The organism is Mesorhizobium sp. 128a, assembly GCF_053848025.1.
Genome location: NZ_JBSPKY010000005.1, coordinates 271915 through 286142, shown reverse-complemented (window position 1 = coordinate 286142; position 14228 = coordinate 271915). Strand labels below are relative to the sequence as shown.

At 62.7% G+C, this 14228-nt stretch carries 15 protein-coding genes; 6 read left to right on the top strand and 9 right to left on the bottom strand.

The features are described from left to right. The first annotated feature begins 192 nt into the window (after positions 1–192). A complete protein-coding gene (locus tag ACWTU9_RS12260; protein WP_455858500.1) occupies positions 193–1374 on the top strand; it encodes an MFS transporter in 1182 nt (393 codons plus the stop codon). A 7-nt stretch (positions 1375–1381) separates the two neighbouring features. Here ACWTU9_RS12260 and ACWTU9_RS12255 read toward each other — a convergent pair whose 3' ends face one another. From ACWTU9_RS12255 to ACWTU9_RS12245, 3 genes are all read right to left on the bottom strand, one after another. Further along, positions 1382–1939, bottom strand: a complete 558-nt coding sequence (locus tag ACWTU9_RS12255) for a GNAT family N-acetyltransferase (RefSeq protein WP_455858499.1) — start codon at positions 1937–1939, stop codon at positions 1382–1384. A gap of 173 nt (positions 1940–2112) precedes the next feature. Next, positions 2113–2373, bottom strand: coding sequence for a hypothetical protein (locus ACWTU9_RS12250; protein ID WP_455858498.1), 261 nt, complete (start codon positions 2371–2373; stop codon positions 2113–2115). Between the two features lie 158 nt (positions 2374–2531). After that, positions 2532–2981, bottom strand: a complete 450-nt coding sequence (locus ACWTU9_RS12245) for a GatB/YqeY domain-containing protein (protein ID WP_064989848.1) — start codon at positions 2979–2981, stop codon at positions 2532–2534. A gap of 258 nt (positions 2982–3239) precedes the next feature. On the opposite strand from ACWTU9_RS12245, the gene carA reads away from it, so the two are divergent. From carA to ACWTU9_RS12230, 3 genes are all read left to right on the top strand, one after another. Beyond that, complete coding sequence (gene carA, locus ACWTU9_RS12240; RefSeq protein WP_455858497.1) at positions 3240–4457, top strand: glutamine-hydrolyzing carbamoyl-phosphate synthase small subunit; 1218 nt, start codon at positions 3240–3242, stop codon at positions 4455–4457. Between the two features lie 66 nt (positions 4458–4523). Next, positions 4524–4775 carry a type II toxin-antitoxin system RelE family toxin gene (locus ACWTU9_RS12235; RefSeq protein ID WP_455858496.1) on the top strand — a complete coding sequence of 84 codons (252 nt, stop codon included), beginning with the start codon at positions 4524–4526 and terminating at the stop codon, positions 4773–4775. 10 nt (positions 4776–4785) lie between these two features. Continuing rightward, complete coding sequence (locus ACWTU9_RS12230; RefSeq protein ID WP_455858495.1) at positions 4786–5169, top strand: helix-turn-helix domain-containing protein; 384 nt, start codon at positions 4786–4788, stop codon at positions 5167–5169. Between the two features lie 55 nt (positions 5170–5224). Here ACWTU9_RS12230 and ACWTU9_RS12225 read toward each other — a convergent pair whose 3' ends face one another. From ACWTU9_RS12225 to ypfJ, 4 genes are all read right to left on the bottom strand, one after another. Continuing rightward, on the bottom strand, positions 5225–5968 hold the full coding sequence (locus ACWTU9_RS12225) for a DUF899 family protein (protein ID WP_455858494.1): 744 nt from the start codon (positions 5966–5968) through the stop codon (positions 5225–5227). 36 nt (positions 5969–6004) lie between these two features. After that, a complete protein-coding gene (locus ACWTU9_RS12220) occupies positions 6005–6946 on the bottom strand; it encodes an alpha/beta fold hydrolase (RefSeq protein WP_455858493.1) in 942 nt (313 codons plus the stop codon). Positions 6947–7226: 280 nt separating this feature from the next. Next, positions 7227–8492, bottom strand: a complete 1266-nt coding sequence (locus ACWTU9_RS12215) for a TCR/Tet family MFS transporter (protein ID WP_455858492.1) — start codon at positions 8490–8492, stop codon at positions 7227–7229. A gap of 162 nt (positions 8493–8654) precedes the next feature. After that, the gene (gene ypfJ, locus ACWTU9_RS12210; protein WP_455858491.1) at positions 8655–9569 is read right to left on the bottom strand and encodes a KPN_02809 family neutral zinc metallopeptidase; all 915 of its coding nucleotides are present in this window, start codon (positions 9567–9569) and stop codon (positions 8655–8657) included. A 189-nt stretch (positions 9570–9758) separates the two neighbouring features. On the opposite strand from ypfJ, the gene ACWTU9_RS12205 reads away from it, so the two are divergent. Beyond that, on the top strand, positions 9759–11828 hold the full coding sequence (locus tag ACWTU9_RS12205) for a hypothetical protein (protein ID WP_455858490.1): 2070 nt from the start codon (positions 9759–9761) through the stop codon (positions 11826–11828). A 24-nt stretch (positions 11829–11852) separates the two neighbouring features. On the opposite strand, the gene ACWTU9_RS12200 is transcribed toward ACWTU9_RS12205, so the two are convergent. Both ACWTU9_RS12200 and mntR read right to left on the bottom strand, forming a co-directional pair. Next, positions 11853–12041, bottom strand: coding sequence for a hypothetical protein (locus ACWTU9_RS12200; RefSeq protein ID WP_112563314.1), 189 nt, complete (start codon positions 12039–12041; stop codon positions 11853–11855). A 99-nt stretch (positions 12042–12140) separates the two neighbouring features. Then, entirely contained in the window at positions 12141–12596 is a 456-nt protein-coding gene (gene mntR / locus ACWTU9_RS12195; protein ID WP_454585513.1) for a manganese-binding transcriptional regulator MntR, read from the bottom strand. Between the two features lie 242 nt (positions 12597–12838). Here mntR and ACWTU9_RS12190 point away from each other — a divergent pair, with 242 nt between their 5' ends. Continuing rightward, positions 12839–14197 carry an Nramp family divalent metal transporter gene (locus tag ACWTU9_RS12190; protein WP_455858489.1) on the top strand — a complete coding sequence of 453 codons (1359 nt, stop codon included), beginning with the start codon at positions 12839–12841 and terminating at the stop codon, positions 14195–14197. Positions 14198–14228: the final 31 nt, after the last annotated feature.

Sequence of the window (14228 nt, the reverse complement as noted above, 5' to 3'; positions counted from 1 at the left end):
CATCGCGATTCCCTCCGAGCTTCCCACTCACAGAATCACAACCAGCCAATTACGCAACAGGCCCACAGGGGGAGAAGGAAGAAGCCGCATCACCCGCTCAAGAAAACCTAAAGCAGCGTCGACAATTTCTGCATTGCCCGCGCGCTTCATCCGTGGTTTGAGGCCACCTCATCCGAGGATCGCTTCCGCGCCATGCTTCCGCTCATTGCCCTGTTCATTGCCGCCTTCGCTTTCGGCACCACCGAATTCGTCATCGCCGGCGTCTTGCCGCAAGTGGCCGATGGCCTCGGCGTTTCGATCCCGACCTCCGGCTATCTCGTTTCCGGCTATGCTGGCGGCATCGCCCTTGGCGGGCCGCTGCTGGCGCTCGCGACCAAGGGTATCTCCCGCAAAACCCTGCTGCTTGCCCTGACCGTCGCCTTTACGATTGGCCAGGCGGCTTGTGCGCTGGCGCCCGACTTTACCTCGATGCTGCTACTTCGCATCGCGGTTGCCGTCGCGCATGGCGCCTATTTCGGCGTCGCCATGGTGGTGGCTGTCAGCCTGGTGCCGCAGGACAAGCGCGGCATGGCGGTCGCCGTCATCCTTTCCGGCCTCACCGTCTCCAACATCATTGGCGTGCCGGCGGGCACTGCGATCGGCAATCTCTGGGGCTGGCGCGCCACCTTCTGGGTGATGTGCGCGCTTGGCGTGGTCGCATTCGCCGCCATGGCCACCCTGCTGCCCCGCACGGCAGGCGCGTCGACCCCGTCCGCCGGCCTCGGCCGCGAGGTGCGCGTGCTCGCGCGCCAACAGGTCTGGACCTCGCTCATCCTGATGCTGATGCTGATGATCGGCCAGTTCGCCCTGTTCACCTACATCACCCCGACGCTGCTGGAAGTGACGCACCTCGATGAAGGCCTGATCCCCTGGGTGCTTCTGCTCAACGGCGTCGGCGCCACCATCGGCGTATTCCTCGGCGGCAAGCTCTCCGACTGGAAACTGATGCCATCGCTGATCACCATGCTTGCCTTGCAGGCGGTGATGCTTTGCGTGATCTATACGGTCAGCCCCTACCCGCTGCCGATGGTCGTCACTATCGTTATCTGGGGCGGCCTCAACTTCGCCATCGGCACGCCGATCCAGACCCGCATCCTGGCCTGGACGGCGGATGCCTCCAACCTCGCCTCCTCGCTCATTCCCTCGGGCTTCAATGTCGGCATTGCGCTCGCCGCATCGCTGGGCGCCTCCATGCTCAACGCCGGCTTAGGCTATCGCAGCCTGCCGCTGGCCGGCGCCGCGGCGATGCTGGTCGCGGTGGCGGTCGCGCTCGCCTCCTACGTCTGGGAAGGTCGCAGCCGGGCAGCACCGCCGCTGCCAGCTGCAGCGGAATAGGGTCTGGCTACAAGTCTATCCGGAACCGCAGGCTCTCCGCCCCGCCATAGGCCGCGTCTTCAAAGAAGCGCTGAACGAGTCTACCGCCGTTGGCCAGGATCACCTTGTGTGAGGCCGGGTTGTGCGGCTTGGCGGTGATCTCGACAAACTCCAAGCCGACCGCCCTCGCCTCGTCCAGCATCAGCCGCAGCGCCTCCGTCGCATAGCCGCGCCGCCGCTTCCAGGGTACGACGGCATAGCCGATATGGCCGAGCACATGCGAAGGCAGCGCCGAGGTGCCGTTCTGCCAGCGAAAGCCGATGGAGCCTGCCGCTTCGCCGTCCCAGATCCAGCGCCGGAAACCGGGCAGCCGCGGCACTGTCGTGCCGTCTGGCAAGGTGATTGGGCCGCCCTTCGCCTCGGGATCGTCGAGGCTATCGAGGAATGCCACCGGATCCGCGTCGATCGCCGCAAGCTGCTCACGTGTCGCCTCCATCAGCCGGACATTATCCGGCGACCAGCCGCGCTCGAGCGCGACCTTGTAGGATGGCAGGTGTTCGAGCGCCGGTTTTACGATTTCGATCATGAATCCATGCTCTCTGGCAGGCAAAGCAGGCATAGGCTTGACGCTAAATCGCTCAAGTGGTTGCCGACTGTTCCGGCTCAGTGCTCACACCGAGCGGGGTCGCATGGATCGCTATTTCCAGAGAGCTCGCCAGAAAGTGCCGCCTGGCACCCACGCGGATACGGCGGTGGGACCTATTTCGCCTTCGGCATTCCAGGAACTTTTGGCCCGTTGGCTTGGAATTTTGCGAAAGCGTCACGAAATTCCTGCTCGTTCTTTTTGGCGAAGCCTTCAGCACCGTAACGCGCAATTCCGTCGTCCAGCGACTCAGCAACACTAGTTTTGAAAGTCGGGAGTGCTGGCTTCTTCGAAGGCGCCCACTGCCAGAAGCCTACCGCAATCAGTATCGCCAAAGCGGCCGCTAGAAACAGGTTTTTGCTGAATGTCGTTGACATTGTAGGCTCCCTAAAATCCATCAACTGGAAATCTTAGGGGAGTTTTCCTAAAACATAGGCGACAGCGAATACTACAATTTTAGTGATGACTGAGGTCGCGTTCGTCACGCTTCCTCAGGATCTCAAGCTCTCCTCGTCCTTGAAGCGGGGAAGCGCTGCTACTGCAGCAACCCCTTGACGATGCCGCTTGCCTTGCCGAAATCCATCTGGCCGGCATATTTCTGCTTCAGCGCGGCGATCACCTTGCCCATGTCCTTCTGGCTCGCCGCACCGGTTGCAGCGATCGCCTCACGGGCCGCGGCCGTCACCGCGGCGTCGTCCAGTTGCGTCGGCAGGAAGCCGCGGATGATCTCCATCTCGCCGCGCTCCTGCGCGGCCAGTTCCGGCCGCTTGCCATCCTCGAAGGCCTTGGCCGATTCCTCGCGTTGCTTCACCATCTTGGCGAGGATCTGCAGGATCTCCTCGTCGCTGGCGGGCTCCTTGCCCGAACCGCGATTGGCGATGTCGCGGTCGTGGATGGCGGCCTGGATGAGCCGCAGCGTCGGCAGCCGGTGCTTGTCCTGCGCCTTCATCGCGCTCTTCAGGGATTCGGCGATTTTCGCGCGCATGATGCTTTCTCCTTCGAACGGCGCGGACAATAACCGTGGCGAACTCGTAAAGCAAACGCGCCAAGTCCCTGATATTGTTGGACGAAACAAATGCCCGTTGTTTTGGCACCGCATCATTGACCGCTCTGGCGCCTTCCCCTATGTACTCGGCCTTGCATAAGAGAATGAATTTAGGTGCGCAGGCTCGAGAAATCGGCCGCGCCGTTTGCTGCGCAGATGGCCCGCCGTCGAAGCGCGCAGCCTGACAGGAGTGCCGCCATGGCCGAGATGACGCCCGTGTTGACCCCAGCTTGGGTAACCGAAAAGCCGACCGCCCTGCTGGTGCTGGCCGACGGCACCGTCATTGAAGGCCGCGGTCTCGGCGCCACCGGGTCGGCCGTCGCCGAAGTCTGCTTCAACACGGCACTCACCGGCTACCAGGAAATCCTCACCGACCCGTCCTATGCCGGCCAGATCGTCACCTTCACCTTCCCGCATATCGGCAACATCGGCACCAATGACGAGGATATCGAGGACTTGAACCCTGTCGCCCGCGCCGGTGCCGTCGGCGCTGTGTTCAAGGCCGATGTCACCAACCCCTCCAACTATCGCGCCGGCACCGGCCTCGACCAATGGCTGAAGAAGCGCGGCATCGTCGCGCTCTCGGGCATCGACACCCGCGCGCTGACCGCGCTGATCCGTGAAAAGGGCATGCCCAATGCCGTCATCGCCCATGCGCCCGACGGCGGCTTCGACCTCGACGATTTGAAGCTGCGCGCCACCGCATGGTCAGGCCTGATCGGCCTCGATCTTGCCAAGGAAGTCACCTCCGGCCAGTCCTCGGTCTGGCGCGATACCCCTTGGGTCTGGAACGAAGGCTTTGGCGAACAGGCCGAGCCGTCGATGCACGTCGTCGCCATCGACTACGGCGTCAAGCGCAACATATTGCGGCTGCTTTCCGGGCTTGGCGCCAAGGTCACCGTGGTGCCGGCCAGCACAGGTTCGGAAGAGATCCTCGCCATGCAGCCGGATGGCATTTTCCTTTCCAACGGTCCCGGCGACCCGGAAGCCACCGGCGACTATGCCGTGCCGGTCATCCAGGATCTGCTCAAGACCGACATTCCGGTGTTCGGCATCTGCCTCGGACACCAGATGCTGGCGCTGGCGCTGGGCGGCAAGACCGCCAAGATGCACCAGGGCCATCACGGCGCCAACCACCCGGTCAAGGACCACACCACCGGCAAGGTCGAGATCGTCTCGATGAACCACGGGTTTGCCGTCGACGCCGATTCGCTGCCCGAGGGCGTTGAGGAAACCCATGTTTCGCTGTTCGACGGTTCGAACTGTGGCATCGCGCTTACCGGCCGTCCGGTGTTTTCGGTCCAGCACCATCCCGAGGCCTCACCCGGCCCGCAGGATTCCCACTATCTGTTCCGCCGCTTCGTCAACCTGATCCGCGAAAAGCGCGGCGAGGAATTGCTGGCCGAGCGGGTTTGATCTTCCCGCTTGGCATAAGCGATAATATCGCTTAGAAGCGAGCGATAAATATGCGATATTGCATCCGTGAAGACGATCATTCTTTCGGTATCGGCGGCTCGCGATCTCGACAACCTGCCGGCTGATGTCCGCGAGCAGGTCTCCGAAGGCTTGATCACTTATGCTGTCAGCGGACGTGGGGACGTAAAGCGTCTTGCCGGCCGGGATGGTTACAGACTGCGTATCGGTCGCTATCGCGTCATATTTGATGAAGACCGCACCACTGTTCTCGCGATCTATATCGGCAAGCGTGAAACAACGACCTACAGCCGCTCATAGGACAGACATTATGAACGCCCCGCAAATCATCAAGACGCCAACCGGTGAAGAGCTGGTCGTCATCCCGAAGGCCGATTATGAAGCATTGCTGCATGCCGCCGAAGAAGCTCGGGAAGACGCTGCTGATGTGGCGATCTACGACGAACGCAAGGCCGGACTCAAAACGGAAAAGGCCCTGCCTGCAGAGGTGACCATGGATATTTTGCGGGGCTCCAGCCGGCTAAAGGCATTGCGCAATTGGCGCAAGCAAACGCAAGCTGAATTGGCCAATGCCATTGGTGTGAGCCAGGGTTTCCTGTCGGACCTCGAATCCAATCGTCGCAAACCGTCTGCGCAAACCACAGCGCTGCTGGCAAAGGCACTCGACATTCCAGGCGAATGGATCGAGCACTAGATAGCCCTCAATTGGTTGCCATGAACGCGGCACTGAGTGAACTTTCAGGGCTGATTCAGCCCTTCCCCAGATCGTCGGAATAGCCTGCCTCCAGGCGCCCCCATTGGGCGATCGGGCGGCTGCCTTTGCGCATCCGCGCCTTGCCTTGGCCCCAGGGCTGCGGCCAACCCTCCGGCGAGTCTTCCCACTCCTCTTGCCGTCCATAAACGGTGAGGTCGAGCAGGTGGTAATTGTTGTCCATCGCCTCCACGCCGCGGGCGGTCGTCCAATACGTTTCAAAGACGGAGTTCCCCTTACGCACGTAACACACGATGTGCATACGGTTGTGCTGGCGGTCGACAAGCAGCGTATCGAGCGATTTCTCGGCGGAGTACCACGGCATGTCCCAGCCCATGAAATCGCGGTAGCGGATGCTGGGCTCATAGGGCCCTTGGCAGAAGGTGGCGTAGGTGACGTCGCGCGAATTGATGTAGACGCGCTCCCGCACCTGCGAGGTGAACAGAGTGCAGCCCTCGCATTGCTGCGGCGCCGGCTGATCCTTGTGCCACATGAAATAATAGGCGATGAGCAGAGTGCGGCCCTCGAAGGCGTCGAGCAGCGTCACTTGACCCTTGTCACTGATGAGTGGCGTTGCGCCGTCGATCTCGACCATGGGCAGCCGCCGGCGCGCAGCAGCGATGGCATCGCTTTCCCTGGTGTGGGCTTTCTCGCGAACTCGCAGCGCGTTGAGTTCCGTCTCGAACGCAGCCCGGTCGACGATCTTGGGCAGTGCAGATCCGTTCTTCGTCAGATCGTTCATTTCCGTTCTCCCTTGGCTGTTTAATGGAGAGAGCGATCAGCGCGCGTTTTCGCCGGCATGCTTTTCGATCAACGCCGCCACGCCATCCGGATTGTCGGCGACGACATAGTGGCTTGCGTCCGGTATATGTGCCCCCTCGACATGGCTCATGCCCTTGGCGCGATAGCCGTCCAGAAAGGTCGGCAACAGTGCGCTTAAGAAGGATTTCTGGCCGACGGCAATGACCAGCTGCACGGCGTTCGGCGCCGTCTGGGCGGCGTTCCATTCACCGTCGTTGGGGAAGGCGCGATAGATCTCGAACGCGGAATGCAGTTGCGGCGCGCGATATATCCGAAAGTAGTAGCCACGCTCCTGCCGGGTGAATTTTCCGATGTCGAGAAACCAGCCGAGCATGGCGGCTTGCCGACCCGGCACCACTTTTTCGGCGAGGTGGCCGGGCGCCTGGATGAAGCCGATATGCCACGTGCCGGCGATCGCCTTGTCCCACCCATCGATGCCGGGCATCGGCACATCGAGGATCATGGCGCCGCGCAGCGATTCCGGGAACCGCCTGACATAGGCATAGGTGACGATGCCGCCGAGATCGTGCCCGACGACATAGGGCTTTTCCAGATGCAGGGCATCGGCAAGGCCATGGATTTGAGACGCCAGATTTGTGGCCTCATAGTCATCTCGCGGCGGCGCCGAGCGGCCGATGCCGGGAAGGTCGACGGCAACCACCGTGAAGCGCTGCGCCAGCCTCGGCATAATGGCCTGATATTCGGTCCAGTCCTCCGGGAACCCATGCACGAGAATGAGAGCCGGGCCGTTTCCACCCCTGATATAGTGGAGGCTGCTGCCGTTCACCGCTACCTTGGCCGAGGTGAAGCCGGGCGGCGGCTGACCCGGACGCGCCGAAGACGCCGCTTGCGCCATGGCCACAGCAATACAGACAGCGGCGAGCACGAGCACTGCCTGATGAAGCATCCGGTTCAACATGGCGATCTCCTCTCGTTCCAATCCAGCCGTCTCAGGGAAACTAGGGCGCTGCGCTGCCCTGTCAGAGTTACAAATGCGGCGCGATTGCCCTTGGTCTGCGTCTGCAAATTGAAAACCGGTCGACCGGTCTGTTCAACAACCGCGGCATGAAGAAGGTTCCGAGAGAACCAGCCTGGCGGCATTTACCGGCGGGCGGCACTGTCGAGCAGGCGTCAGGCGCCGAACACCAGGCGAGACAGCGACACCCCATCCCTGGTCGGCTTTATGCGGCTGTCATGGCTCATCCCGGCGCTCCATCTTCAGCGACGCCGGTGGCGGCATTTCTCACTGCCGTCGGCCTCGCCACTTTCGTCACAAAGACGATGACCGCCAGCGTCAGGAAACACGCGCCGAGCAGATAAGGCGCACCGCCGAATGTCACCGGCGCTTTCGGCCCCGTGAACCAGGAAAAGATCGCGGTGTAGAGCAGCGGCGTAATGATCGAGGTGATCGAAAAGATCGAGGTCATCGCGCCCTGCAATTCGCCTTGCGCCGAAGGCGGCACCTTGGCGGCGGCAAGGCTTCTCAACGGCGGATCGGCCAATGCTTCGAGGCAGCCGACGACGATCACCGCATAGATCATCCAGCCTTGCGAGGCGAAGGCGTAGCCGAAGGCGCCGGCCGCGGTAAATGTCAGGCCGATCACCGCCGTCCGCCATTCGCCCAGCCTGGGGATCACGCGCGGCAGCACCGTCGCCATGACGATCGCCCCGCACAGGCCAAAGGCGCCGAGCGAGAAGCCGATCTGCTGCTCGCTCCAGCCATAGCGGTAATTGGAGACGAACGACCACACCGCCGGATACATCATGTGGCCAAGCGTCATCAGGAAGAAGGCGAGCCCGATCCAGCCGATGCCCTGGTACTGGCGCATCTGCAGCAGCGTGCCGACCGGGTTGGCGCGTTTCCACTCGAAACGGCGGCGGTGCTTTTCGTCCAGCGTTTCCGGTAGGAAGAACAGCGCGATGAGGAAGTTCACGAAGGCAAGCCCGGCGGCGAAATAGAACGGCACGCGCGGTCCGAAGGTGCCGAGCAGCCCGCCCAGCACCGGACCGATGACGAAGCCGACACCGAAGGCGATGCCGAGCAGGCCGAAATTCTTTGCCCTGTTCTCGTCGTTCGAAATGTCGGCGATGAAGGCCGATGTCGTGGAGTAGCTGGCGCCCGAAATGCCGGCCAGCACACGTCCGATGAACAGCATTGGATAGGACCAGGCGATGGCGCAGATCAAATTGTCGATGGAGAAGGTGAGCACGGAAGCGAGCAGGATCGGCCGCCGCCCGAAGCGGTCGCTCAAGCCGCCCATGATCGGGGCGAAGAAGAACTGCATCGCCGCATAGACGAAGAACAGCCAGCCGCCCTCGATCGCCGCTTCGCTGATGCCGACCCCGCTCAATTCCCTCAGATAGGCCGGCAACACCGGCATGATCATCCCGAAGCCGATAATGTCGAGCAGCAGCGTGGTGAAGACGAGCGCAAGGCCCCGCCTGGCGGTTTTGGGGTCGATCATGATGGCGTCTGCTCCCTAAGCCGCCCTTGAGCGGGCGCCCGTTATAGGCGAGGCGTCATTCTGGAACAATAAGGGAACGGTCGGGAATCGTCGATCCTGACATCCCCTGACGGCAGTTTGGCGGTCGGCCGACGCCGGGAAACGCGGGCCCGAGCAGTCTCGTCAGATCGGACCGGTCAGCGTGTTGCAATCCGAAAGCTTGCCGCTCTTGTAGCCGCGCGCCAGCCACGTCTGCCGCTGCTGCGAGGTGCCGTGGTTGAAGCTTTCCGGCACGACATAGCCCTGCATCTTCTTCTGCAGCGTGTCGTCGCCGATCTGCTTGGCGGCGTTCAGCGCCTCTTCGATGTCGCCCTGTTCCAGGATACCTTTCTGCCCGGTGAAGTGCGCCCAGACACCGGCGAAGCAGTCGGCCTGCAGCTCGATGCGCACCGACATCTGGTTGGCTTCCGCCTCGCCCATGGACTGCCGCATCTGGTTGAACTTGGGCAGGATGCCGGTGAGGTTCTGCACATGGTGACCGACCTCATGCGCGATCACATAGGCCTGGGCGAAATCGCCAGACGCGCCGAACTGCTGGTCGAGCTGCTGGAAGAAGGTGGTGTCGAGATAGACCTTGTGGTCGCCGGGACAATAGAACGGACCGGCTGCCGTCGAGGCGGAGCCGCATGCCGAGCGGATTTGCCCGCTGAACAGCACAAGCTTCGGATCCTCGTATTTCAGGCCCTGTGACTGGAAGATGCCGGTCCACGTCTCTTCGGTCTCGGCGAGCACCGTCGCCACGAACTGCTTCATCTCGTCGGAAGCAGGCGTGCCGGCACCCTCGTCCTGGCCGCCGCTGTTGTCGGTGATCTGGCCGCCGCCGCTGTCGCCGCTGCCCAGGATCTGCGACGGGTCGAAGCCAAAATACCATCCGGCCAGCACCACGAGGATGACGAGCAAGATGCTGCCGCCGCCACCGGTGCGGCCGCCGATCGGGACGCGGAATTGGCCGGGGCTGCCGCCGCCGAAACCACCACCGCCGCTGTCGCTGCGCTCGTCCTCGACATTGTCACTCTGACGGCGGCCCTTCCAGAGCATGGCAACTCCCCGTAATGCAAACTTCCTGGCAGACCTGGCCGATGTCGTGGCCCGGTCCGACCCCAACAAACAATTATCGTAATGGTTGCGCCAAGTCACAGTATTTTTCGTGCCGGCGGCATCGCCGCTCCGCGCTCTGGTCGAGGCGGCACGCGCGCTGTAGCATCCGGTCGAACGGGGGGTAAGGGCTTGCAGACGATCGGCCGATTTCTGTTGCTGCCGGTGCTATGGTGCCTTGGCTCGTGGCCGGCATGTGCCATCACGCTCGATTCCAGCGTCGCCGTGACCGATCCCGACACATTGCAGGCGCTCGAGCGTGGCGGCCTGTCGATCAGCCGCCTGCTCGGTCCGGCGCTGGGTCTCACCCGCGAGGTCGACAATCGCGGCCTATTCTCGGTGCGAGCGCTGACTCCGGTGCGCAATGCCGTCAAGAAGGAGATCGCTGACGAGCCCGCCGGCAGCCCCGATCCCTATGTCGCCGCGCTGGCGAAGACGAAGGACTCCAGCCAGACATTCAACCCGAAATACATCGACGATGACGGCTCGACGCTCGACCTGACCGGCGTCGTCAACCGCATGGACCGCGGCTATCTCGGCCACACCGAATGCGGCGAAATCAGGCTGATCTACCGCTTCCACTATTCGGTGGCGGAGAAGCCGGCGAAGGGGAAGACGGCACAGCGCATTTCGTCGCGCCTGCCATTGACCATGAGCCTGGTCTTCAATGCCATGCCCGGCGAGGCGCGCGCCCGCGCTTCGAGAGACCGTCCAAGCGCCACCGCCGTCTCGTGTGCCGATGTCGCCAAGCGCTGGCTGGCCGCCGGGCAAAAGGACCTTGCGCCCGATCAGCTGGCGGCCTGGCTGCGCTCCGATGAAGGTCCGCTTTCGAACTCCATGCTGAACTCATCGCAGATCATGCGGCTCGAACTCAACATGCAGGTTCTCCGGCTGTCGGCCTCGAGCCGGCGCGATTTCGGCGGCCATGCCGAATATCTCCTCAAGATTTTCAAATGGGACCCGGCGACGTCCACCTTCCAGGAATCGAAGATGGAGAACCAGATCGACAGGAAGATCGTGCTGGCCGACCGGCCGGGCTTCGCCAAATGGCTGCTGACCGATCGCAACATCTACGACCTCGATCGCGGCCGGCTGGTGATATCAGACAATTTCCTGGCGACCAGCGCCGTCTCGGTCGCACCCGGCGGCATGGCCAGATCGCAAAACAACATCGCCTATGGGCTGCTCGACGATGCCGACATCGACAAGGCGCTGAAGGATTATGTCGCGAGGGGCAACGAACTACGCAGCGTGAAATCGGTGGCCGGCTTCAATTTGCGTCTCAACGACATGACCTGCACCGGCTGCCATCAGACGCACGGCATTGCCGGCTTTCACTACACCGGCGCCGACCCGGCTAGCGAGCCGCGCCGCAACGCTGTCTTCGTGCCGGGCTCGGCTGTGTTCTTCGCCGACCTGCCGCGCCGGCGCGCCATCGTCGAGGAATTCGCCGCCGGCAGCCATCCGGATTTCTCCCGCGGCTTCGCCGCCCGTCCCGATGCCAAATACGCCGAGGCGCTGAAAGGCACCGACCTCTACAATGGCTGGGGCTCGATCTGCTACAGCGGCGAGGATGCAAGCTTCAAGGACTGGACCTGCGGCGCCGGCCTGCGCTGCGCCGGCGTCCATGAAAGCGCCATCCATCCGGGCTTTGGCACCTGCGTCAGCGACGGCGGCATCCAGGTCGGCGATCCCGTCGAGTTCGGCGAGATCAAGATGTCGAAATGGGGCAGCGACCAGTATTGCCGCCTTTCGCCGGCCACCGCAAAGGCCTGTGCCATCGATCCGGCGCGCGACAAGAAACCGCCGATAAAACTCGCCGGTTATGGCGCGGCACGCCAGCGCTACGACAATCCCGAGCAGAAGACCGGCGGCTTTCCCGGCGGCATGCTGCGCAAGGCGAGCTGCGAAAAGCTGCCCGACGAGGCGAGTTGCGGACGGCTGGCCAAGACCGGCTTCAACGACTGCATTGCGTCGGGCAAGGACCACAAATTCTGCACCAAGGAATTCACCAAGACCGCCGGCCTGCGCGCCTGCGACAAGGCGCATCCCTGCCGCGAGGACTATATCTGCACCGCCGGCTACGACGATCTGGCCGAGGCCAAGCCCGGCAAGGGCACCTGCATCCCGCCCTATTTCATCTTCCAGTTCCGCGTCGACGGCCATCCGCGCAGCTGGGTGCAGGATGTGAGCGAAGAATAAGCGTTGGCGCTTGCGGCCGAGAGCTCAGCTCTTCTGCTTGGCGCCGGCGCTCTTGCCGTCCGAGCTTTTGGAGCGTTCCTCGAAACGCGCGGCGCCCTTCTTCAGCGGCCGGCCGGTTTCGGCTTCAGTCTTGCGCTCATCCTTTGCAGCCGCCTGCTTTAATCCTCTGGCAGCTTGCTTGCCCTTCGCGGTCGGTGCCTGTTCAACGCCCATGGTTTCCTCCCTTGACGCGCACCAATCGCGCGCGACGTCAGGAGCAACGAGCATGAGGTTCGGAGGTTCCGATGGACTTTGGTCCGAGGCTCGGAAGCCTCAGCGTGGCGCGATCATCGCCTTGCGGAAGGCTTCCAGCGTCTCGGCGCTGACATGATGCTCGATGCCTTCGGCATCGATCCGCGCCGTCTCGGCGCTGACGCCGAGCGAGCGCAAAAAGGCTTCGACCGTCTGGTGGCGGATGCGGCTTTCCTCCGCCACCTTGCGGCCGGCATCGGTCAGGAACACACCGCGATACGGCTTGCGCGAGACGAGCCCGTCGGCGCACAGCCTGGTCAGCATCTTGGCCACCGTCGGCTGGGCGACGCCAAGCCTTGCCGCTATATCGACCTGCCGCGCCTCGTTGCCGTCCTCGATCAGGTCGGCGATCAGCTCGACATAATCCTCGACCAGCGCGCTGCGGCGCGCTTCGCGCGTCTGCCGGAAGCCTTCTGAATGAACGTCGGCATTCGGAAGCGGCTCTTCGCGTCGAACCGGTTTATGCTTCAGCGCCAATACGCGCTCCTTCCTGGCTTTCGACAAATCAATCGCCCTTTGCCATTCATAGCACGGGCTTAACTGTTCCAGCCGTTTATTTGCATTCCATGGCAGGTGCAACCGGCGTTTGCGATCGCTCCCTGCGCGTCCAACCGGCTGCCGCATAAGAAGCATATACAATGAAATATAGCCTATTGCATAATGTTGAGCCCTGACATAGATAGGATGACAACACCAATCCATCCAGTGGAAAGCCCTCCATGTCCGAAGCCGACGCAACCGTGGGATCAGCCTGGCGATTTGACAGGCCGGAGGACAATCCGCCGAGCCTGCGCGAGGTGAATTCCACGATCGCGGTGCCGCAATCCGGCATCTGGTTCCGCCGCCTGTTCGCCTTCATGGGGCCGGGCTACATGGTTTCGGTCGGCTATATGGACCCGGGCAACTGGGCAACCGACCTCGCCGGCGGCGCCCAGTTCGGCTACACGCTTTTGTTCATCATCATGCTGTCCAACCTGATGGCGATCCTGCTGCAGGCGCTCGCCGCACGGCTCGGCATCGCCACCGGCCGCGACCTCGCCCAGGCCTGCCGCGCCTACTATCCGCGTCCCGTCAGTTTCGTGCTGTGGGTCGCCTGCGAACTCGCCATCATCGCCTGCGACCTCGCCGAAGTCATCGGCACGGCGATTGCGCTGCAGCTTCTGTTCGGTATTCCACTGGTCGGCGGCGCCATGCTGACGGCGCTCGACGCCTTCATCGTGCTTTTGTTGATGAACAAGGGGTTCCGCTATCTCGAAGCCTTCGTCATCGCGCTTCTGATCATCATCTTCGGCTGTTTCGCCATCCAGATCTTTGCCGCGGCCCCACCGGTCGGCTCGATCCTGCATTCGATGTTCGTGCCGTCGACGGAGATCGTGACCAACCCGGCCATGCTCTACATCGCCATCGGCATCATCGGAGCCACCGTGATGCCGCACAATCTCTATCTGCACTCCTCGATCGTGCAGACGCGCGCCTATGAACGGACCGAAAAAGGCAAGCGCGACGCCATCAAATGGGCAACGACCGACTCGACCATCGCGCTTGTCCTGGCGCTGTTCGTCAACGCTTCCATCCTGATTGTGTCGGCTGTCGCCTTCCACGGCACCGGCCACCAGGATGTCGCCGAGATCGGCCAGGCCTTCGAACTCCTGTCGCCGCTGCTTGGCCTCGGCATCGCCTCGATCCTGTTTGCAGTGGCGCTGCTGGCCTCGGGCCTCAACTCGACGGTGACGGCGACGCTTGCCGGCCAGATCGTGATGGAAGGCTTCCTGCGCCTGCGCATCCCGCAATGGGCGCGCCGGCTGCTGACACGCGGCATCGCTATCGTCCCGGTGGTGGTCGTCACCGCGCTCTATGGCGAAAAGGGCACCGGCCAGTTGTTGGTCTTCAGCCAGGTGATCCTGTCGATGCAGCTGCCCTTCGCGGTTGTGCCGCTGGTGCAGTTCGTCTCCGACAAGAAGAAGATGGGCAACCTTGCCATTCCGCGCAGCGTGGCGGCACTTGCCTGGGTGGTCGCGGCGATCATCCTGGTGCTCAACTTCAAACTGCTCTACGACACGGTCTTCGGCGTCGGCTGAATTTCCCCTTGCGACCGCGACAAACCGGCAG